Origin of the sequence: Pseudomonas rubra, from assembly GCF_028656935.1 — a bacterium.
Classification (GTDB): Bacteria; Pseudomonadota; Gammaproteobacteria; order Pseudomonadales; family Pseudomonadaceae; genus Aquipseudomonas; species Aquipseudomonas rubra.
This window is the reverse complement of sequence record NZ_JAMDGZ010000039.1, coordinates 1-18109: the sequence shown is the minus strand read 5'-3', so window position 1 is coordinate 18109 and position 18109 is coordinate 1. Positions and strand designations below refer to the sequence as shown.

Sequence of the window (18109 nt, the reverse complement as noted above, 5' to 3'; positions counted from 1 at the left end):
ATGGCCCAGCCACTGGACTATCGCACCCTGGAAGCGGCCGCCACCTGGTATGTGCAGCTCAATGCCGCGCCCCCCAGCACTGCTCAGGTACAGGCCTGGCAAGACTGGCTGGGCAAAAGCCAAGCCCATGCCCAGGCCTGGGCGCGGGTAGAAAAGCTGCAGCGTCAGCTGGGACGGCTGCCGGCCGAGGTCGCCCTGCCGACCCTGGCTGGCGTGCGCGCCCGGCGCCGCGCCGTGCTCAAGACCCTGGCCCTGCTCATGGCCGTCGGTGCAACCGGCTGGGCGGTGCGTGAAAGCACGCCTGGCCAGGCGCTGATGGCCCAGTTGCGTACCGGCAAGGGCCGGCGCCGCCAGGTTCGCCTGGACGATGGCAGCCAACTCCAACTCAACACCGACAGCGCTGTGGATATCCGCTACGACGGCCAACAGCGCCTGCTGCGCCTGTACAGCGGCGAAATCATGGTGCAGACCGCGCGTGACAGTGCGGCTCGCCCGTTCATCGTTGAAACCACTGAGGGCCGGGTGCGCGCCTTGGGCACACACTTCAGCGTACGCAGCGACAACGGCCTGAGCCGGGTCAGCGTGCTCGAGCATGCGGTTGAGGTGCGCCCGCTCGACCAGCCGCTGTTGATGCTGCGCCTTGAGGCCGGGCAGAGCGTCAGCTTCGAGCGCAACCGGATCAACGCTGCCAGCTCCGCCCTGCCCGGCACTGGCGCCTGGACCCTGGGCATGCTGACCGTGGTCGAATGGCGCCTGAGCGATTTCATCAGCGAACTGCGCCGCTATCGTCCCGGCGTATTGCGCTGCGCCGCGAGCATCGCCGACTTACGCCTGTCGGGTGCCTTTCGTATCGACGACACCGACACCATCCTGGAAAACCTCGGTGTGTCGCTGCCGGTCAAGGTGCGTTACATGACCCGCTACTGGGTCAGCATCGAAGCTGTCTGAAGAAATTTCGCACAAAGGGTTGCCGATTTTCATTCTCATTCGGCTACGCAGTTAAAGCGGCAAATTTCGACCGCCCCTCTGCCCAGCCAATCGAAGGAAATCCTGCATGACCCCGACTTGTCCGCGCGCCCCTCGCGCTCTGGTTCGCGCTGTCCACCTGGCACTGTTTGGCCTGCCCCTCATGCCTATGGCACTGCTGCCGGCCCAGGCCATGGCGCAGAGCGCCAGCACGCAATTCCAGATCGCCCCGGGCCCGCTGGGCACCACCCTGAGCCTGTTTGCCACCCGTGCCAACATCACCCTGTCGTTCGATGCGCGCCAGACCCAAGGCCAGCAGTCGGCCGGCCTGCACGGCAACTACTCAGTCGAAGAAGGCCTGGCGCGCCTGCTCAACGGCACCGGCCTGCAGGCCCAGCGCCAGTCCAACGGCGGCTACGTGCTGGTGCCGGTCAGCAGCGGCGCGGCGCTGGAGCTGGGCGCCACCAGCATCAATGCCCAGGGCCTGGGTGAAACCACCGAGGGGACACATTCCTACACCACGGCGGCAACCCGCACCGCGACCAAGCTGCCGCTATCGATCCGCGAAACCCCACAAACCATCACCGTGGTCACCCGCCAGCAGATGGACGACCAGGGCGCACAAAGTATTTCCGATGTATTGCGCAATACCCCCGGCGTATCGGCGCAAACCTACGACAGCGACCGCACCGAGTTTTCCAGCCGGGGCCTGGTGATCACCAACTACCAGTACGACGGCGTCAACACCGTGTATGACGGTGTGTATGGCGAAGGCACCGCACATGTCGACATGGCCATCTATGACCGGGTGGAAGTGCTCAAAGGCGCGACCGGTCTGATGACCGGTTCCGGCGATCCCTCGGCCACGGTCAACCTGATCCGCAAGAAACCGACCGCGCAGTTCCAGGGCTCGCTCACTGGCAGTGCCGGCAGTTGGGATGATTATCGCGGCGAAGTCGATGTCTCCGGCCCGATCAACAGCAGCGGCAGCGTGCGCGGGCGCTTTGTCAGCGCCCAGCAGGACAAGAAGGGTTACCAGGACCATTACCAGCAGAGCAAAGAGGTGTACTACGGAATCCTCGAGGCCGACATTACCCCGGACACCCTGTTGACCGTCGGCATCGACCAGCAGACCACCACCCCGCGTGGCAGTTCCTGGACCGGCAACCCGGTGTACTACACCGACGGCGGCCGCACCGATTTCTCACGCTCGTTCAACCCAGGTGCCGACTGGAGCCGCCGCGACTTCCAGAACCGCACCTACTTCGCCTCGCTGGAACAGGCACTGGCCAACGACTGGTCGCTCAAGCTGACCGTCAACCAGTTGCAAAGCGACCACGACACCCGCCTGGCCTCGGCCAGCGGCGGTGCTCCGGATCGCAACGGTGATGGCATGTACTTCTTCTGGGGCCGCTGGGAAGGCCATCGGGTACAGAACAGCGCCGACCTGAACCTATCCGGCCCGTTCACCCTGTTCGGTCGCCAGCATGATCTGGTCGTCGGCCTGGACACCAACCACTCACGCCAGACCGGCGCGACCTGGGACACCAGCGAATTTGCCATGGTCCCCGGCAGCATCTTTGACTGGGACGGCCACATCGGCGTGCCGAACTTCCCGAAAAACGGCAAGTACGAGCAGAAGAAGAGCCAGAACGGCGCCTACATCGCCACCCGTCTGCACCCGACCGACGACCTCTCGCTGATCCTCGGCACCCGGGTCAGTACCTTCAAATACAACGACAACTACGACTACGACGGCCTCAACCCTTTGTTCCAGGACAACCAGGCCAGCTATCAGCAACATGGCGTGGTCACCCCGTACGCCGGTATCGTCTATGACCTGGACGACACCTACTCGGTGTACGCCAGCTACACCTCGATCTACCAGCCGCAGAGTAACAAGGAAAGCAACGGCGCCACTCTCGATCCGGTGGAAGGCGACAGCTATGAAACCGGCCTGAAAGCTGCCTACTTCGACGGCAAGCTCAACGCCAGCCTGGCGCTGTTTCGCATTGAGCAGGACAACGTTGCCGAATCGATCGGCACCAACCCTGCGACCAACGAAGGAATCTTCAAGGCCACCAACGGCGCCACCACCCAGGGCATCGAACTGGAAGTTGCCGGTGAACTGCGCGAAGGCTGGAACCTTTCGGCGGGCTACACCTATGCTCGTTCGCGCGATGCCGACGAGCAGCGCATCTATGGCTTCCCGATGAGCACCAGCAAACCTGAGCACCTGGTGCGGGTGTTCACCACCTATCGCCTGCCGGGAGCACTGGACAAGATCACCGTGGGGGGTGGGATCAACTGGCAGAGCGCGTTCTACGGCAAGATCTACAACCGCGCGCTCGAGGACTATAGCTTCATCAAGCAAGGCGGCTACACCTTGGTCGACCTGATGACCCGCTACCAGTACAACGAGCAATTGAGCTTCACGGTCAATGCCAACAACGTGTTCGACAAACGTTACCTGACCGGGTTGGGCAACTTCGACACCACCTACTACGGAGATCCGCGCAATGTGATGCTGACGACGCGCTGGGAGTTCTGAGGCCTTTCGCGGGGCAAGTCGGGTCGCCGCATCGCCGCTCCCACTTGCCCCGCGACAGATTCAACTCAATGGTCGAGCATCACCTGCAACGCCCGACAATCCGCCGCGTGCCAGTCGGCAAGCTGCGGCCAGGGATTGTCCGGCAGGTTGACCAGGATCGTCCGCGTTCCGGCTGCACGACCACAGTCCAGGTCAAAGCGGTAATCGCCAACCATGACCATCTCGGTCGGTGCCACATCCCAGGCTGCGGCCAGTTTCAGCAACCCACCCGGGTCCGGTTTGGGCGGTGCTTCGTCGCGACCAAGGATGTGCTCGACAGCAAAGCAGTCGGCCAGGCCAATTGCCTCAAGGGTGACATGCGCCAGCTCCCGGGCATTGCGGGTTAGGATACCCAGCGTGCAACCGCGCCCGAGCAAATCGCGAACCAGCTCCACAGCGCCGATGGCCGGGCGCGAACCGATTGCAAGCTCGCGCTCATGTTCCAGCAACCAGGCGTGCTTGGCTGCAGCCTCTGCGGCAGGCAAGGCCGCCAGGTGGGTGAGGATGTCGTGGGTCTGGGGAATTTCCAGCGCCTCCTTGATCGCGGCAAAATCATGCACGGCGACAGTCAAGGTGCCGTCCATGTCGAACACCCAGTGGCGAATCTGCTGCAGGTTCATTGCCAATCCTTACGATGACGGATGAGGCCTTCCTGACATGATGAGGCCACCAGTTGCCCGGCCTGGTTGTAGATATTGCCACGGGCAAAACCACGGGCATTACCGGCCCACGGGCTGTCCATGGCGTACAGCAGCCACTGGTCGGCGCGCAGGTCGCCATGGAACCATAGTGCGTGGTCGAGGCTGGCGATCTGCATGTCCTTCTGCCACACCGATTTACCATGGGGCAGCAGCGAGGTGGTCAGCAGGCCGAAATCCGAAGCGTAAGCGAGCATGTACTTGTGCAGCGCCGGCACGTCCGGCAGGTTGCCATCGGCGCGGAACCATACGTACTTCACCGGCTCGCCCGGTTTGGGGTTGAACGGATCCACGGCGGTCACCGGGCGCATTTCGATCGGCTTGGCGCAGAGCATCTTGTCGCGAATGGTTTCAGGCAGGCGATCGGCCATGCGCTTGGCCAGTTCGACTTCCGACGGCAGGTTTTCCGGGCCGACTACGCTGGGCATCTGACTCTGGTGCTCGAAGCCTTCTTCGTCGTACTGGAACGAGGCACTGCAGGTGAAGATGGTCTGGCCCTTCTGGATCGCCGTCACCCGTCGGGTGCTGAAACTGCCACCATCGCGCACACGGTCGACCGAATAGACCACCGGCATGCTGGCATCACCCGGGCGCAGGAAGTAGCCGTGCAGCGAGTGCACATGACGCGCTTCTTCGACCGTCTGACTGGCCGCCGACAGCGACTGGCCCAGTACCTGGCCACCGTACAACTGGCGAAACCCCAGGTCCTGGCTTCGCCCGCGGAACAGGTTTTCCTCGATCGATTCCAGGCTCAACAGGTCAACCAGATCGTCCAACACGTGGCTCATTCAAGATTCTCCAAGGCAATGCGCAACTGCAGCAAATAATACAGGGTTTGTCATTGCCAGCCTGTATGTTGTGCAATTCAGCCGCGCAGGGTGGCCTGCCACTGGGCGCGGTCGATGCGGTACAGCACGTGCGGTCGCAGGGGGTGGCCGGGCTCAAGCTTGGGGTGTTCGAAGCTGCCGGCCAGGTCCTGCTGCATACCGATGGCCTGCATGACTTTCTGCGACGCCAGGTTGTGCTCGGTGGTGAACGACACCACCTGTTCCAGGCCCAGTTGAGCGAAGGCGCAACGCAGGCTGGTCCAGGCCGCTTCACTGGCGAACCCCAGCCCCCAGTGGCGCCGGGCCAGGCGCCAGCCGATCTCCACGGCCGGGGCGAAGTCGGCGGCAAAACTCACGTTGAGCAGGCCGGTCATGCCGATGAACGCGCCGGTATCTTTGCGTTCCAAGGCCCACAGGCCATAGCCGTACTCATTGAAGTGACCGCGGATCCTGCCGATCAGCGCGGCACTCTCCAGCCGGGTCAATGGCGCTGGAAAATAGCGCATGACCTGAGGGTCGGCGCACATCGCCGCGAACTCCGCCAGGTCCTCATCCTGCCATTGGCGCAACAGCAGCCGTGCGCTTTCCAGTTCCAATATCGGGGTCATGCTCGGCTCCTTAATCTACAGCCTGCAGTCTACAGCGTAGGTAACAACCTCTGCCTCCAAGCTATTTTTCACATCCATTTCACTCGCTCTGCACCTTGCGTTTTCTACAGTGCGCACACTTGCGAACTTGCCTGAAGTGGTCCCATGTCTTCTTCTCTTACAACTCACACACTTGCCTGCACCGCCCCCAAAAAGCGACGACTCGACAGGCGCTCGCGAAAACTCCTGACCGGGCTGGGGATTCTGTTTACCCTGGTCATCCTTGCATTGTGGTGGTCATCAAGGACACAAATCGTGGACCTGGGCAGCGATAATCAGATGCACAACAGTGGTGTCTATACCGACTGGGCCAAGGGCAACATCATTGTTTTGATCCGTCATGCTGAACGATGTGACCGCTCGCCCAATCCATGCCTGGACGACCTCAGCGGCATTACCCTCGAAGGCAGCCACGCAGCCAGCGAAGTGGGCAGTGCAATCCAGCGCCTGGGCATGGATAACGCTCAGGTGCTGAGCAGCCCGCAAGTCCGTACCCGGCAAACCGCGCACTTCATGTTCGGCAAGGCGATTGCCAGCCAAGACTGGTTGACCCACTGCGACAAGGGTTTTGCCCATGCTGCCTTCGAGCACAAGACCGCCGACCACAACCTGGTGCTGGTGACCCACAGCGGCTGCATCGATCAACTTGAGCGGCAATTGAACGTTCCTGGCGGCGAACGCTCCAGTGCCTATGCCAGTGCGCTGTTCGTGTCCATGGGCCGCAACGGCAAGGCGCGGATTCTCGGCCAGATGAACGCGAATGAATGGCACAAACTTGTTTCCAGCACAGGGAAGTAAACGATGCAGGCCCCCTCTCGTCGCGCCTTCTACATGAACAACCTGGGCTTGCCGCTGCTCCTGGCGGCCCTGGTTTTCCTCATGTTCGACCTCACCAACCTGGACCGGTTGATCAGCAACCTGCTGCTTGACCCGCTCAGTGGCCAGTTCCCCTTACTGCATAATCAGTGGTTCGAGAAAGTCACGCACAAATGGCCGCGAATCTTGCCGAACTGGACGGGTGAGATGGCAGTTATCGGCCTGCTGCTCTCGTTTATCTGGCCACGTTTTGCCGCGTATCCACAGGCGATGCCCAGCCGCACGCTGGAGAAGTGGCGTATCGCTCCGGCGCTGCGTTTCACCACCCGCTATCGTCGTGACCTGCTGTTCGTGGTGGTGGCCTTCACCCTGTGCACCACAGTCATCCATTACCTGAAAAGCCATACCAGTGTGTATTGCCCGGTCGAGACCACCTTGTATGGCGGTGCCCAACTGCACCAGGAATGGTTCGAGAACTTCACCTGGCTGGACAAGGCCGGCGCCGGCCGCTGCTGGCCGGGTGGCCATGCTTCCAGCGGCTTTACCCTGTTGGCAGTGTATTTTGTTGCCCTGCGCCACCGTTGGGCTCATGCACGCAAACTGCTGGTGGCAGTCCTGGTACTGGGCTTGGTTTACGGCACTGCCCGCGTACTGCAAGGCTGGCACTACATGTCGCACACGTTCTGGGCGGGCATTTTCGTCTGGCTGACCACCTGGCTGACGGCCCTGTTTTTTTACGGTCGGCTGGCGTTGCAGGCACCCGCGCGTGCACGCACAAGGCAACGACCGCAGCCATTGGTCAACGCCACGCAAGCATCACTACGCCCAGAGTGACCAGGCTGATGCCAGCCCATTGGCGCAGGTCGAGCCTTTCACCCAACAGGGTCACCCCGAGCACCGCCACCAGGACCACACTGAGTTTATCCACAGGCGCCACTTGTGATGCCTGGCCCAGTTGCAAGGCGCGGAAGTAACAGATCCACGACGCGCCGGTGGCCAGCCCCGACAGCACCAGAAACAGGTAGCTGCGGGCAGAAATCGCGCTCAATGATTGGTACTGGCCGGTGGCATACACAATCAGCGCCAGGCTGAACAGCACCACCAGCGTGCGCAGCAACGTAGCGAAGTCCGCGTTGATACCGCTGATGCCGACCTTGGCAAAGATCGCAGTCAGGGCGGCAAAGAGGGCGGATAACACCGCCCAGAAGGTCCAGGAAGCCAACACCATGAATACGCCTGTGCAATGAGCCTGCCGCTCAGTGTAGAAGCTGGCGCAACAGCCTTGCCAACTGGCAAGATCAAGCTCTGTTTCGCTCAAGACCCTGCCATGCCGCTGCCGCTGATCTACCACGACGACTACAGCCCGGAATTTCCCGCCGAGCACCGCTTTCCGATGGACAAGTTCCGCCTGTTGCGCGATCACCTGGTCGCCAGCGGCCTGACCACGGATGCTGCGCTGCTGCGCCCGCAGATTTGCCCCAACGACATCCTCGCCCTGGCCCATGACCGCGCCTACATCGAGCGCTACATGAACGGCGAGCTGTCGCGCGAAGACCAGCGACGCCTTGGCCTGCCCTGGAGCGAGGCCCTGGCCCGACGCACCGTGCGCGCGGTCGGCGGCTCTCTGCTGGCCGCCGAACAGGCGCTGGAGCATGGCATCGCCTGTCACCTGGCCGGCGGCACCCATCACGCCCATTACGATCACCCGGCCGGCTTCTGCATCTTCAACGACCTGGCAGTAATCAGCCACTACCTGCTTGCGGCCGGGCGGGTGCACAGGGTGCTGATTTTCGACTGCGACGTGCACCAGGGCGACGGTACCGCGCGCATCCTCCACAACACCGCCGATGCCATCACCGTGTCACTGCATTGCGAGCAGAACTTCCCGGCACGCAAGGCCGAAAGTGACTGGGACATTCCCCTGCCCCGCGGCATGGGTGACCAGGCCTACCTGAAGGTGGTGGACGACGCGCTCAACTACCTGCTGCCGCTGTATCGCCCGGACCTGGTGCTGTACGACGCCGGCGTCGACGTGCACAAGGACGACGCCCTGGGCTATCTGCAGCTCACCGATGAAGGCGTTGCGGCACGTGACGAAAGCGTGCTGCGCCACTGCCTGGGGCGTGACATTGCGGTCGTCGGCGTGATTGGCGGTGGCTACAGCAAAGACCGCGAGGCCCTGGCCCGTCGCCACGGGATACTGCACCACAGCGCCAGCCGCGTGCTGGGTTACTCACAATGACTGTGGAACCGCCTGTGGATAACCTGCGGGAAAGCCCTTCAACGCCTTTAACCACCTGGCCTTGAGCCTACTGTACATTTTTTGACCAGTACTTCCCGGCGTCCCGCTAAGGTAGAATGCCGGCTCTTTTCCCAGCTTGCAGCCGACCATGACCGACACCCTCACCGCCGACCGCCCACACGTTGCCATTATCGGAGGCGGGCCGGCCGGGTTGATGGCCGCCGAAGTGCTGAGCCAGGCCGGGGTCGCTGTCGAGCTATACGATGCCATGCCTTCGGTGGGTCGCAAGTTCCTTCTGGCCGGGGTCGGCGGCATGAACATCACCCACTCCGAGCCTTATCCTGCGTTCATCGCTCGCTATGCCGAGCGCGCAGGGGACGTCGCCCGCCTGCTCGAAGGCTTCGATGCCGACGTGCTGCGCCAGTGGATTCACGACCTGGGTATCGAAACCTTTGTCGGCAGTTCCGGCCGGGTCTTCCCCCGTGACATGAAAGCCGCGCCGCTGTTGCGTGCCTGGCTCAAGCGCCTGCGCGACGCCGGCGTGGTTATCCACACCCGCCACCGCTGGCTGGGCTGGAATGCCGAAGGCGCCTTGCGGATCGCTTATCCACAGGGCGAGCTGACACTCAAACCGACCGCCACCGTGCTGGCACTGGGCGGCGGCAGTTGGTCTCGGCTGGGCTCGGATGCCGCCTGGCTGCCCTGGCTACAGGCGCAAGACGTACAGATTGCGCCCTTGCAGCCCGCCAACAGCGGCTTCGAAGTCGCGGGCTGGAGCGCTGTGCTCAAGGACAAGTTTGCCGGCGCGCCACTGAAGAATATTGCCCTGAGCCTTGAAGGCCAGGCGCCACGCCTGGGCGAGTGCGTGCTCACCACACTTGGGCTCGAAGGCAGCCTGGTGTATGCCTGGTCGGCGCAGATTCGTCAGGCGATCAACCGCGACGGCAGCGCCAGGGTGCTGATCGACCTGCTGCCCAACCGGCCTGTGGATAACATCCAGCAAGCCCTGGCCAAGCCACGGGGCTCACGCTCGATGGCCAAGCATCTACACAGCCAACTGGGGCTGGACGGGGTCAAGGCGGCGCTGTTGCGTGAACAGACTGATCAGCAGACCTTTGCTGACCCGCTGTTGCTGGCGCGGGCGATCAAAGCCTTGCCAATCACCCTGGTGCGCCCTCGCCCGCTGGATGAAGCGATCAGCAGTGCCGGCGGGGTGACCTTTGAAGCGCTGGATGAGCGTTTGATGCTCAAGCAGGTCCCCGGTGTGTTCTGTGCCGGTGAAATGCTCGACTGGGAAGCGCCGACCGGCGGCTATCTGCTGACGGCCTGTTTTGCCAGTGGGCGCAAGGCCGGCCTGGGGTTGCTGGAGTGGCTTGACGGTTGAAAAATCGCGGGGCAAGCCCGCTCCCACAGGATTGATGCCAAGCCCTGCGGGAGCGGCGATGCGGCGACCCGACTTGCCCCGCGATGGCATACTCAAGGCTTGCGCTTGCGCGGCCCGGTGTTGAAGGCCGGCACCTTGCGCACCGGCTTGGCCTGCGGCGCTGCCGCTGGCGTCTCGGCGCTGTCCATCCAACGCCCGAGGCTGCGTTTGCTGCTGCTCTCTTTGGGCTTCTTCGGCTTTTTCGGTTTTTTCAGCACCTGGCCGCTGGCGTCGGTCATCGGCACCTTGTGGTCCGGAATGAAATCCGGCTCTTCATGGCGTGGCAAAGTCTTGCGAGTAAGGGTCTCAATCGCCGACAGCAACTGCACCTCATCGGCACACACCAGCGAAATCGCCTCACCACTGTTGCCCTTGCGCCCGGTACGGCCGATGCGGTGAATGTAATCCTCAGCGACGATCGGCAGGTCGAAGTTGACCACCAGCGGCAGGTCGTCGATGTCCAGGCCGCGCGCCGCTACATCAGTAGCCACCAGGATCTGGATTTCGCGCGCCTTGAAGCTGTCCAGTGCGCGCTGACGTGTAGCCTGGGGCTTGTCGCCATGGATACCGTCGGCATTGACACCCTGGCCACGCAGGCGCTCGACCAGTTGGTCGACACCGTTGCGGGTCTTGGCAAATACCAGCACCTGCTTCCAGCGCTGCTTGCGCATCAGGTGGCTGAACAGCTCCGGCTTGCGCTTCTTGTCCACCGGCACGATCCACTGCTTGACCGTGCTGGCGGTGACGTTACGCGGGCTGACTTCAATGCTCAGCGGGTCGTTGAGGGTCTGCGCCGCCAGTTGGCGAATCTCGTCGGAGAAGGTCGCCGAGAACAGCAGGGTTTGCCGGCGTGCCGGCAAGGCGGCGTAAACCGCGCGCAGCTCTTCGGCAAAGCCCAGGTCGAGCATGCGGTCGGCTTCATCGAGCACCAGCGCCTGCAACTGGTTGAACTTCAACGCGTTCTGACGGAACAGGTCAAGCAGGCGGCCCGGGGTGGCCACCAGCAGATCGACGCCCTTGCGCAACTTCATCATTTGCGGGTTGATGCTGACCCCGCCGTACACCGCATAGGTGCTCAACGGCAGGTGTTCGGCGTATTCACGAATGTTGGCGTGAACCTGCTCGGCCAGCTCGCGAGTCGGCACCAGTACCAGGGCGCGTACCGAGTTGCCGGCAACCTTGGCCCCTTCCAGCGTGAGGCGCTGCAGCAGCGGCAGGGCAAAACCTGCGGTCTTGCCGGTGCCGGTCTGGGCGGCGGCCATCAGGTCGCGGCCCGCCAGCACCGCAGGAATGGCCTGGGCCTGGACCGGCGTCGGGGTGTTGTAGTCCAGGCGCTCGAGCGCGCGCAGCAAGGGTTCGATCAGGCCGAGTTTGGCGAAAGTCATGGCAATACCGTCTGGGGAATTCAGCAATGGCGGCAGTTTACCTTGTTCAGGCCCGGCGCGTGCCGCCATTGCAATCAGCCTGGCGGTTGAAAACGTACCTTGAGCAGACGATCGACCCCTTCACCCAAGTAGAACGAAAAGGGCCTGCCGCTCTGGTAGGCAACCGCGCGACAAGCATCGAACGCCTCAGGGTCACTGCGGATGAAATACGCGTAAGGCTGATACCGGACGGTACCCATCGAGCCGAACTCGAACACCAGCCGATCGACAGTCTCCGGACGCTGAATGCGCACCCGCATGCCGCCCATCTCCAGGCGCTCGAGCAGTTGCTGGTCATCGAAAGTCAGCTGCGCCGGCGCCTGGATCTGCTCACCGCTGGCCATGCGCAGTTTCATCTCCCCGCGCAGGTCGCTGCCACTGACATCGAACTCGGTCACCTCAAAAGGCAAGGCACCGTGCAGCCTGGCATTGGCCTCACAAATCATGTCGGCCTGCGGCTTTTGTGTGGTCGACTGCTCATTGCGCCGCAATTGCACGTCGATGTTCGAGAGAAAACTGAAATACAGGGGCAGTGATACTTCACCGAGCCCGACGACCTCTTCGGACGCCGGGCCGAAGTCGTAGACACCCAGGCCCAGCGTGCGCGCCTGACGCATGTCGACCTGCAGCCGGCCACTGAGCCGGGCGGCTTCACGAGCAGGCTCGAAGGACTCGAACAATGCTTGCAAATCCCGGCGCTGCCTGGCGTTCAGGGCATCATCGGCAAAGCGCACCTGCAAGGCGCGGCGGCTGTCTGGATCGAGCACAAGGTCGATCTTTTGCGTATCGATGCGCTGTGCGGCCATGATTTGCTGCAGCGCCTGGACATATCGCGGATCGATCTCGTCACTGCCGCTGTTGAGGGTGACCGACTCCTGAAAATACAGAGTCATGAAGGTGCTTCTGTCGTCGCGCAACATGACCATGCACACCACGATCACTGCCACGCAACCCACGATCTTCACTGCCGTCCTGGCAATACGTCCTTTCATTTACAGAGTTCACCTTCCACGTCGCCAACAGGTTTGGCTTTTTCCACGGCCGGTCGGCGCCACTGCGGCACGCCGATCAGCACAACGGCGCCAATGATAACCGCCATCGCCACGCACTCCTCGAAACCGATCTGTTCGCCGGCAAAAACAATCCCCAACAACACCGCTACCGCCGGATTGACGTAGGCATAGCTGGTAGCGGCTGCCGGGCGCACGTGCTTGAGCAGATACATGTAAGCGCTGAAGGCCAGGATTGAACCGAAGACCACCAGGTAGGCCAGCGCCCCCCAACCGGCGGCAGTGGGCATCTGGGTCATGCGTTCACCGCTCAACACACTGCCGAGCAGCAACACCACGCCACCCACCAGCATTTCTGCAGCACTGGCCATCGGCCCCGCTGGCAGCGGCAGGCTTTTGCTCCAGACCGAGCCAAAGGCCCAGGAGGCGGCGGCAAACAGAATAAGCGCGGCACCAACCGGGCTCGCCTGCAGGTTGGAGCCCAAGTTGAGCATGGCAATACCCACCAGCCCCATGACAATTCCGGCCCACTCCAGACGGGTGTTGCGATGCCCCCAGAACAGGCCGAACATCAGGGTGAATAACGGCACCGTGGCCACCGCCAAGGCCGCCACACCCGAGGCTACCCCTGCGTGCTCGGCCAGGGTCACGCCACCGTTGCCACAGCTGAGCAGCAGTATGCCAATCACGCCCGCCGCCCGCCATTGCGGCCAGGTCGGCGCCGGCACTCCGCGCCAGCGCAAAAAGCCATAGAGCAAAGCGCCGGCAATGACAAAACGCACCCCCGCCATCAACAACGGCGGCCAGGACTCGACACCGATGCGAATCACCAGGTAGGTCGAGCCCCAGACTAGGTACAAGGCCAGAAAGGCGCCGATCAAGACTAACGGGAAGCGACGGGAGGCAGGCATGGGGGGCTCGAATTATTGGTGTCGGGCAGTTAGTTTAGAAAGGCAGCACAGTAAACATAAGTTACAAAACCTGTTTAAACCAACAGTACACTTTTGAAACAACGGTTCTTTTGGCCTTGTGCCTTTGAATCGACAACAACTCTCTGGAAACCCATGGACAAGTACGATCGCATGCTCCTCAGCGCCCTGCTGGACAACGGCCGCGCCTCCTTTGCCGACCTTGCGCGCAAGGTCAACCTGTCGGCCCCGGCGGTCGCCGAACGGGTGGCCAAACTTGAGGTCAGCGGGGTGATTACCGGTTATCAGGCCAAGGTCGACCTGGAGAAGATCGGCCTGCCGATCCAGTGCGTGATCGAGCTGCGCCTGGCCAGCCATGGCAACCAGCAGGCTTACGCAGAACTCATGCAGATCCCACAACTGACCGAGTGCCACCGGGTGACTGGCGATCCCTGTGTGATCATGCAGGCGGCCGTGGCGTCGATGCCGGAACTGGAGGAGTTGATCAACCGCGTCGCCCAGTTCGGCTTCAGCAAGACCTCGATCATTCTCTCCAGCGCCGTGGAGCGACGTTTACCGCTGGGCCATCTGGAGCACAACGGCAAAAAGACCTAACGGTAGCTTTTCAGCGCTTCGCCGATCTTCGCTGCGGGGACTTTCTGCAGGCTGCAAAACAACTGGTGGGAAACGCCGTTGACGCCCTGCTGGCGCAACTGCCCGGCCAGGTGCTGGGCGAGGTTGGCGGCCATCTCTGCATCGGCCATGGCCCGGTGGGCGGTACCGGTGTCAGGCAGGCCGGCCCAACGGGTCAGAGTGCCGAGTTTGTGGTTCGGCGCCGACGGCATCAGGCGCCGCGCCAGCAACATCGAGCAGGCAAACCGCTGGCTACGGCTGCGGCCGATCTGGGCAAGCTCAAAGTCCCAGAACTTCTGGTCGAACGAGGCATTGTGCGCCAGCATCGGCGTGTCACCGACGAACTCGGCCACCTCGTTCATCACCCGGGCAATCGGTGGCGCGCTGCGCAACATGGCGGTGGTGATGCCGGTCAATCCAGCGACAAACGCAGGTACTGGGACCCCGGCATTCATCAGGCTTTGATAGCGCTCGACAATGCGCCCACGTTCGAGCATGACCACTGCCACTTCCGTGGCCCGGCATCCGGTGCCGGGTGAAATACCGGTGGTTTCAAAGTCGATGACAGCGATACGTTCCAAAACGACAACCTCAGAAATCTTAATGCTTGAGCAGCAGGCCGCCCTCGATGGGCACATAACGGCTGGCGGCGCGAATCAGCGAATTGGCGGTGAGCCCCGGCACACCATAGGCGACGGCCGCAATGCCGTGTCGGCTGATGACACGCTCAAGCAGCAGGTCGAAATCACCATCCCCCGAGGCCAGCACCACCTCATCGACCCGCGCGGCGGCGTCGATCACGTCGAGGGTGATGCCCACGTCCCAGTCGCCCTTGGCCGAGCCGTCGCTGCGCTGGATGTAGGGTTTGAGTTTGACGGTGAAACCGAGGTTGCGCAGGATCTGCTGAAACTGCTGCTGCTTGCTGTCGCCGCGGTCAATGGCGTAGGCCACGGCTTCGACGATCTGTCCGTGCTGGCTGATGTCAGCCCACAGCGCCGCGTAGTTGAAATGACAACCGTAGGCCTGACGCACGGTGTAGTAGAGGTTTTGCACGTCGGCGAATACCGCGATCTTCTTCACCGTTTGTCCTCATGGCGCCGCGGCGCTGTTGGCGACTGCCGCACACCGGAGCCGTTTCGGCGCCCAGTATGCCAGCCCGCAGGCCATGCAGGTAGGCGCGATCAGACGAAGCTGTCGTCGTCACCGCCGAAGAAGCCGCCATCGTCACTGCCGTAGTCAGTGTCCATGAAGCCGCCCTGATCATTGCCATAGCTACTGTTATCGGCGGTCAGGCGCTGATCGTCGTTGCTGCCCCAGCCACCGCTGTCGCTGGCCGGGGCCGGTTCGTCCTTGATCACCTCGACCACTTCTTCAGGCTGCGAGTGGTGGTTGAACAGGCTGCTGATGCCCTGGGCGAGCATTACCCCACCGGCCACACCGGCGGCGGTTTGCAGCGCGCCACCGAGAAAACTGCTGGCACCGCCGCGCGCAGGTGCCTGGGCCGGTGCGGCGTTGAAACCCTGCTGCTGGTCGGGTTGGTTGAATGACGGCCGAGACGGTTCGCGCCAACCGCCACCGCTGGCAGGAGCGCTGGCCGCCGCCTGGTTTTGCACCGGCTGTGGACCACGGGTACCGCTGCCGAAGATGCTCGACAAAAAGCTACCGCTGTTGCTCGGCGCAGTGGCCGCAAACTGGGCCTTGGCCTGATTCAGCTCAGCCTGCAGTTGCTTGTTCTGCTCGTCCAGGCGCTTGAGCGCAGCCTCCTGTACCAGGATCGCCTGGGCCATGTAGTAGGGCGCCGCCGGTTGCTGCTGCAGGTGTTCGGCAATGCGTGCCTGGGCCTGGGCGTCGCGCGGTACGGACGGGTCCTGGGCTTGCTTGAGTCGACCGAACAGGTCGTCGATCAGGGTTTGTTCTTCACTGTTCATGGGCAACCTCACTGCAAAACCGGAAAAATCGAGTACGGGTAAAATGGGGTGCCGGGCCTTCGGATTCAACACAAGGCGTGATTAAACTTTCTTCAGGTTGGCCTGCGGCTGGGCTAAAGTGACGCCCTGCTTTTTTCAATGCGATATCGACTGATGAATCCGCTTAGCGTTCTGCGCGACTCCTTGTATTTTTTCCGCCGTCACCTGCTGAGCATTGCCCAGTTGTGTCTGCCGTTGGTGGTGCTCGAAACACTGTGCAGCCATCTGTTGTACCAGCAACTGGGCAAGGACGCTTCGCCAGGCTACGGCATGCTGGTCGGCCTGCTGTTCTACCCGCTGTACAGCGCCGCGCTGATCCTCTACCTCGACACCCGCAGCAACGGCTACACCCCGCTCAAGCGCAACCTGCTGGCCATGGCTCTGCGCCTGTGGCCGTCGTTCGCCCTGATGGTGATGCTCAGCTCGTTGCTGATCGTGGCCGGTGCGGCGCTGTTCATCATTCCCGGCATCTGGGTCATGATTCACCTGGTGTTCGCCGAGTACGTACTGGTGCTGCGCGGCCTGCCGCCGATCGAAGCCATGCGTGAAAGCTTCAAGCTCAGTACCGGTAATTTCTGGCGCATCGTCAGCTGCATTCTTGGCGTGCTGGCACCACTGTGGCTGATCGACGGCCTGAGCATGATGCTGCTGCCCGAGCCTTCGACACTGGTGCAACTGCTCATGGACAGCGTCAACAGCTTCCTGCAGCTGTTCAGCACCGTGGTCATGTTCCGCTTGTACATGCTGGTCAGCGAACCGGTTGCAGAGCCACCGCTGTCCTGACTGGTTAGCCGATGACCCGACTACTGCGCAACGCCCTGCTGACCCTGCTTGTTCTGTTCGCCCTGCTGTGGCTGCTGGCCGCTCAACTGAGCTGGCAACCCGAGCCGCGTGAAGCCCTGCCAGTCAGCTGCCGCGCGGGCAATGCGGCGCTGGTGCCGGGCCAGGTGCTCAAGGTGATGACCTGGAACGTGCAGTACCTGGCCGGCAAACGCTACGTGTTCTGGTACGACCAGGGCCATGGCGACGACACCCGCCCTACCCCGCAGGACCTCGCCTTCAACCTCGATGAAGTGGCACGGGTGATCCGCGCCGAACAACCCGACATTGTCCTGCTCCAGGAACTGGACAACAACGCCAAGGCCAGCGACTACCAGGACCAACTGGCGTTGCTGCGCGAGCGTCTGGTGGATATCTACCCCTGCGCGGTTCAGACCTACGACTGGAAAGCCGATTTCGTCCCCGACTGGCACATCTTCGGCAGCGTCGGCCGTACCCTCGCAACCCTGAGCCGCTACCCGATCAACCAGGCCGAGCGCGTACAACTGCCGGTTGCCGCCAGCAACGCCCTGCAACGCTTGCTGCAGCCTCAGCAAGCCATCCTTGCCAGCTACCTGCCACTGCGCGATGGCGGCCAGTTGGCGGTGCTCAACACCCATCTGGCGGCCTTTGCAGCGGGCAGTGATATCCAGCGCCAGCAGGTGCAACAACTGGCGCGCGTGCTCGACAAGCTGGAAAGCCAGGGCACGCCCTGGCTGATCGGTGGCGACTTCAACCTGCTGCCGCTCGGCCAGTACCGTCGGCTGCCAGCCGCGCTGCGCGGCCAGTACAACGCCGACAGCGACCTGCACCTGCTCTGGGACAAGTACCCGATGATCCCCAGCAATGCCGAGGCCAGTGGCGCTGAGCGCACGGTCTGGCTGACCCACTCGCCCAACGAGCGCAACCCGCAAGGCCCGGACCGCACCCTCGATTACCTGTTCCACAGCCCGAAACTGCAGCGTTTGGGGGCACAGGTGATTCAGCAGGACACCCTGGAGATTTCCGACCACTTGCCTGTGACCGCGCGCTTGCTGTTGCCTGTGCAGCCGTGACTATTTACGTGGTTTCGCCCGCGCCGTGGCTTCGGCCACCAACGGGTCATCCGGCCAGTAATGCCCGGTATCATAACCGTGACA

Annotated in this window: 20 protein-coding genes; 9 read left to right on the top strand and 11 right to left on the bottom strand. The window is 62.6% G+C overall.

Features of this window, described 5'->3' with window-relative positions:
* Together M5G17_RS17745 and M5G17_RS17740 are read left to right on the top strand one after the other, a co-directional pair.
* The gene (locus M5G17_RS17745; RefSeq protein ID WP_273894220.1) at nucleotides 1-948 is read left to right on the top strand and encodes a FecR domain-containing protein; all 948 of its coding nucleotides are present in this window, start codon (nucleotides 1-3) and stop codon (nucleotides 946-948) included.
* Nucleotides 949-1054: 106 nt separating this feature from the next.
* Nucleotides 1055-3517 carry a TonB-dependent siderophore receptor gene (locus M5G17_RS17740; protein WP_273894219.1) on the top strand — a complete coding sequence of 821 codons (2463 nt, stop codon included), beginning with the start codon at nucleotides 1055-1057 and terminating at the stop codon, nucleotides 3515-3517.
* A 65-nt stretch (nucleotides 3518-3582) separates the two neighbouring features.
* Here the strand turns inward: M5G17_RS17740 and M5G17_RS17735 are convergent, their stop codons facing one another.
* The 3 genes from M5G17_RS17735 to M5G17_RS17725 all read right to left on the bottom strand — a co-directional run bounded on the left by M5G17_RS17735 (nucleotide 3583) and on the right by M5G17_RS17725 (nucleotide 5689).
* Nucleotides 3583-4176 carry an HAD family hydrolase gene (locus tag M5G17_RS17735; RefSeq protein ID WP_273894218.1) on the bottom strand — a complete coding sequence of 198 codons (594 nt, stop codon included), beginning with the start codon at nucleotides 4174-4176 and terminating at the stop codon, nucleotides 3583-3585.
* On the bottom strand, nucleotides 4173-5042 hold the full coding sequence (gene tesB, locus M5G17_RS17730; protein WP_130266386.1) for an acyl-CoA thioesterase II: 870 nt from the start codon (nucleotides 5040-5042) through the stop codon (nucleotides 4173-4175). Before tesB ends, M5G17_RS17735 begins: the two co-directional genes overlap by 4 nt.
* Nucleotides 5043-5119: 77 nt before the next feature.
* On the bottom strand, nucleotides 5120-5689 hold the full coding sequence (locus M5G17_RS17725) for a GNAT family N-acetyltransferase (RefSeq protein WP_273894217.1): 570 nt from the start codon (nucleotides 5687-5689) through the stop codon (nucleotides 5120-5122).
* Nucleotides 5690-5833: 144 nt separating this feature from the next.
* Here M5G17_RS17725 and pmrG point away from each other — a divergent pair, with 144 nt between their 5' ends.
* Nucleotides 5834-6526 carry a lipopolysaccharide core heptose(II)-phosphate phosphatase PmrG gene (gene pmrG, locus M5G17_RS17720; RefSeq protein ID WP_273894216.1) on the top strand — a complete coding sequence of 231 codons (693 nt, stop codon included), beginning with the start codon at nucleotides 5834-5836 and terminating at the stop codon, nucleotides 6524-6526.
* Between the two features lie 3 nt (nucleotides 6527-6529).
* Nucleotides 6530-7378 (top strand): phosphatase PAP2 family protein, encoded by an 849-nt coding sequence (locus M5G17_RS17715; RefSeq protein ID WP_273894215.1) that lies wholly within the window; start codon nucleotides 6530-6532, stop codon nucleotides 7376-7378.
* Here the strand turns inward: M5G17_RS17715 and M5G17_RS17710 are convergent.
* Nucleotides 7344-7772 (bottom strand): EamA family transporter, encoded by a 429-nt coding sequence (locus tag M5G17_RS17710; protein WP_273894214.1) that lies wholly within the window; start codon nucleotides 7770-7772, stop codon nucleotides 7344-7346. The genes M5G17_RS17715 and M5G17_RS17710 overlap by 35 nt on opposite strands.
* A gap of 99 nt (nucleotides 7773-7871) precedes the next feature.
* On the opposite strand from M5G17_RS17710, the gene M5G17_RS17705 reads away from it, so the two are divergent.
* The gene (locus tag M5G17_RS17705) at nucleotides 7872-8786 is read left to right on the top strand and encodes a histone deacetylase family protein (protein ID WP_273894235.1); all 915 of its coding nucleotides are present in this window, start codon (nucleotides 7872-7874) and stop codon (nucleotides 8784-8786) included.
* Between the two features lie 148 nt (nucleotides 8787-8934).
* The gene (locus M5G17_RS17700) at nucleotides 8935-10170 is read left to right on the top strand and encodes a TIGR03862 family flavoprotein (protein ID WP_273894213.1); all 1236 of its coding nucleotides are present in this window, start codon (nucleotides 8935-8937) and stop codon (nucleotides 10168-10170) included.
* Nucleotides 10171-10262: 92 nt separating this feature from the next.
* Here the strand turns inward: M5G17_RS17700 and M5G17_RS17695 are convergent, their stop codons facing one another.
* The 3 genes from M5G17_RS17695 to yedA form a co-directional block, all read right to left on the bottom strand.
* Nucleotides 10263-11594, bottom strand: a complete 1332-nt coding sequence (locus M5G17_RS17695; RefSeq protein ID WP_273894212.1) for an RNA helicase RhlE1 — start codon at nucleotides 11592-11594, stop codon at nucleotides 10263-10265.
* A gap of 74 nt (nucleotides 11595-11668) precedes the next feature.
* A complete protein-coding gene (locus M5G17_RS17690) occupies nucleotides 11669-12625 on the bottom strand; it encodes a hypothetical protein (protein ID WP_273894211.1) in 957 nt (318 codons plus the stop codon).
* A complete protein-coding gene (yedA, locus tag M5G17_RS17685; RefSeq protein ID WP_273894210.1) occupies nucleotides 12622-13554 on the bottom strand; it encodes a drug/metabolite exporter YedA in 933 nt (310 codons plus the stop codon). Before yedA ends, M5G17_RS17690 begins: the two co-directional genes overlap by 4 nt.
* 153 nt (nucleotides 13555-13707) lie before the next feature.
* On the opposite strand from yedA, the gene M5G17_RS17680 reads away from it, so the two are divergent.
* Complete coding sequence (locus M5G17_RS17680; protein WP_273894209.1) at nucleotides 13708-14166, top strand: Lrp/AsnC family transcriptional regulator; 459 nt, start codon at nucleotides 13708-13710, stop codon at nucleotides 14164-14166.
* On the opposite strand, the gene M5G17_RS17675 is transcribed toward M5G17_RS17680, so the two are convergent.
* The 3 genes from M5G17_RS17675 to M5G17_RS17665 all read right to left on the bottom strand — a co-directional run bounded on the left by M5G17_RS17675 (nucleotide 14163) and on the right by M5G17_RS17665 (nucleotide 16112).
* Nucleotides 14163-14765: a 3'-5' exonuclease gene (locus M5G17_RS17675; protein ID WP_273894208.1), complete on the bottom strand. Its 603-nt coding sequence runs from the start codon at nucleotides 14763-14765 to the stop codon at nucleotides 14163-14165. The two genes, M5G17_RS17680 and M5G17_RS17675, sit on opposite strands and share 4 nt — an antisense overlap.
* Before the next feature lie 19 nt (nucleotides 14766-14784).
* Complete coding sequence (locus tag M5G17_RS17670; protein WP_130266398.1) at nucleotides 14785-15264, bottom strand: LabA-like NYN domain-containing protein; 480 nt, start codon at nucleotides 15262-15264, stop codon at nucleotides 14785-14787.
* Nucleotides 15265-15365: 101 nt separating this feature from the next.
* A complete protein-coding gene (locus M5G17_RS17665) occupies nucleotides 15366-16112 on the bottom strand; it encodes a DUF2076 domain-containing protein (RefSeq protein ID WP_273894207.1) in 747 nt (248 codons plus the stop codon).
* Nucleotides 16113-16265: 153 nt separating this feature from the next.
* Here M5G17_RS17665 and M5G17_RS17660 point away from each other — a divergent pair, with 153 nt between their 5' ends.
* Nucleotides 16266-16934, top strand: coding sequence for a YciC family protein (locus M5G17_RS17660; RefSeq protein WP_273894206.1), 669 nt, complete (start codon nucleotides 16266-16268; stop codon nucleotides 16932-16934).
* 11 nt (nucleotides 16935-16945) lie between these two features.
* Nucleotides 16946-18025, top strand: coding sequence for an endonuclease/exonuclease/phosphatase family protein (locus tag M5G17_RS17655; protein WP_273894205.1), 1080 nt, complete (start codon nucleotides 16946-16948; stop codon nucleotides 18023-18025).
* Here the strand turns inward: M5G17_RS17655 and M5G17_RS27685 are convergent.
* A partial coding sequence (locus tag M5G17_RS27685) for a hypothetical protein (RefSeq protein ID WP_420793410.1) occupies nucleotides 18026-18109 on the bottom strand: 84 nt, incomplete at its 5' end.

Bases quoted from the DNA above. Each gene is read 5' to 3' on its own strand.
- M5G17_RS17745 (WP_273894220.1), top strand. From the start codon at position 1: ATGGCCCAGCCACTGGACTATCGCACCCTGGAAGCGGCCGCCACCTGG.
- M5G17_RS17740 (WP_273894219.1), top strand. From the start codon at position 1,055: ATGACCCCGACTTGTCCGCGCGCCCCTCGCGCTCTGGTTCGCGCTGTC.
- M5G17_RS17735 (WP_273894218.1), bottom strand. From the start codon at position 4,176: ATGAACCTGCAGCAGATTCGCCACTGGGTGTTCGACATGGACGGCACC.
- tesB (WP_130266386.1), bottom strand. From the start codon at position 5,042: ATGAGCCACGTGTTGGACGATCTGGTTGACCTGTTGAGCCTGGAATCG.
- M5G17_RS17725 (WP_273894217.1), bottom strand. From the start codon at position 5,689: ATGACCCCGATATTGGAACTGGAAAGCGCACGGCTGCTGTTGCGCCAA.
- pmrG (WP_273894216.1), top strand. From the start codon at position 5,834: ATGTCTTCTTCTCTTACAACTCACACACTTGCCTGCACCGCCCCCAAA.
- M5G17_RS17715 (WP_273894215.1), top strand. From the start codon at position 6,530: ATGCAGGCCCCCTCTCGTCGCGCCTTCTACATGAACAACCTGGGCTTG.
- M5G17_RS17710 (WP_273894214.1), bottom strand. From the start codon at position 7,772: ATGGTGTTGGCTTCCTGGACCTTCTGGGCGGTGTTATCCGCCCTCTTT.
- M5G17_RS17705 (WP_273894235.1), top strand. From the start codon at position 7,872: ATGCCGCTGCCGCTGATCTACCACGACGACTACAGCCCGGAATTTCCC.
- M5G17_RS17700 (WP_273894213.1), top strand. From the start codon at position 8,935: ATGACCGACACCCTCACCGCCGACCGCCCACACGTTGCCATTATCGGA.
- M5G17_RS17695 (WP_273894212.1), bottom strand. From the start codon at position 11,594: ATGACTTTCGCCAAACTCGGCCTGATCGAACCCTTGCTGCGCGCGCTC.
- M5G17_RS17690 (WP_273894211.1), bottom strand. From the start codon at position 12,625: ATGAAAGGACGTATTGCCAGGACGGCAGTGAAGATCGTGGGTTGCGTG.
- yedA (WP_273894210.1), bottom strand. From the start codon at position 13,554: ATGCCTGCCTCCCGTCGCTTCCCGTTAGTCTTGATCGGCGCCTTTCTG.
- M5G17_RS17680 (WP_273894209.1), top strand. From the start codon at position 13,708: ATGGACAAGTACGATCGCATGCTCCTCAGCGCCCTGCTGGACAACGGC.
- M5G17_RS17665 (WP_273894207.1), bottom strand. From the start codon at position 16,112: ATGAACAGTGAAGAACAAACCCTGATCGACGACCTGTTCGGTCGACTC.
- M5G17_RS17660 (WP_273894206.1), top strand. From the start codon at position 16,266: ATGAATCCGCTTAGCGTTCTGCGCGACTCCTTGTATTTTTTCCGCCGT.
- M5G17_RS17655 (WP_273894205.1), top strand. From the start codon at position 16,946: ATGACCCGACTACTGCGCAACGCCCTGCTGACCCTGCTTGTTCTGTTC.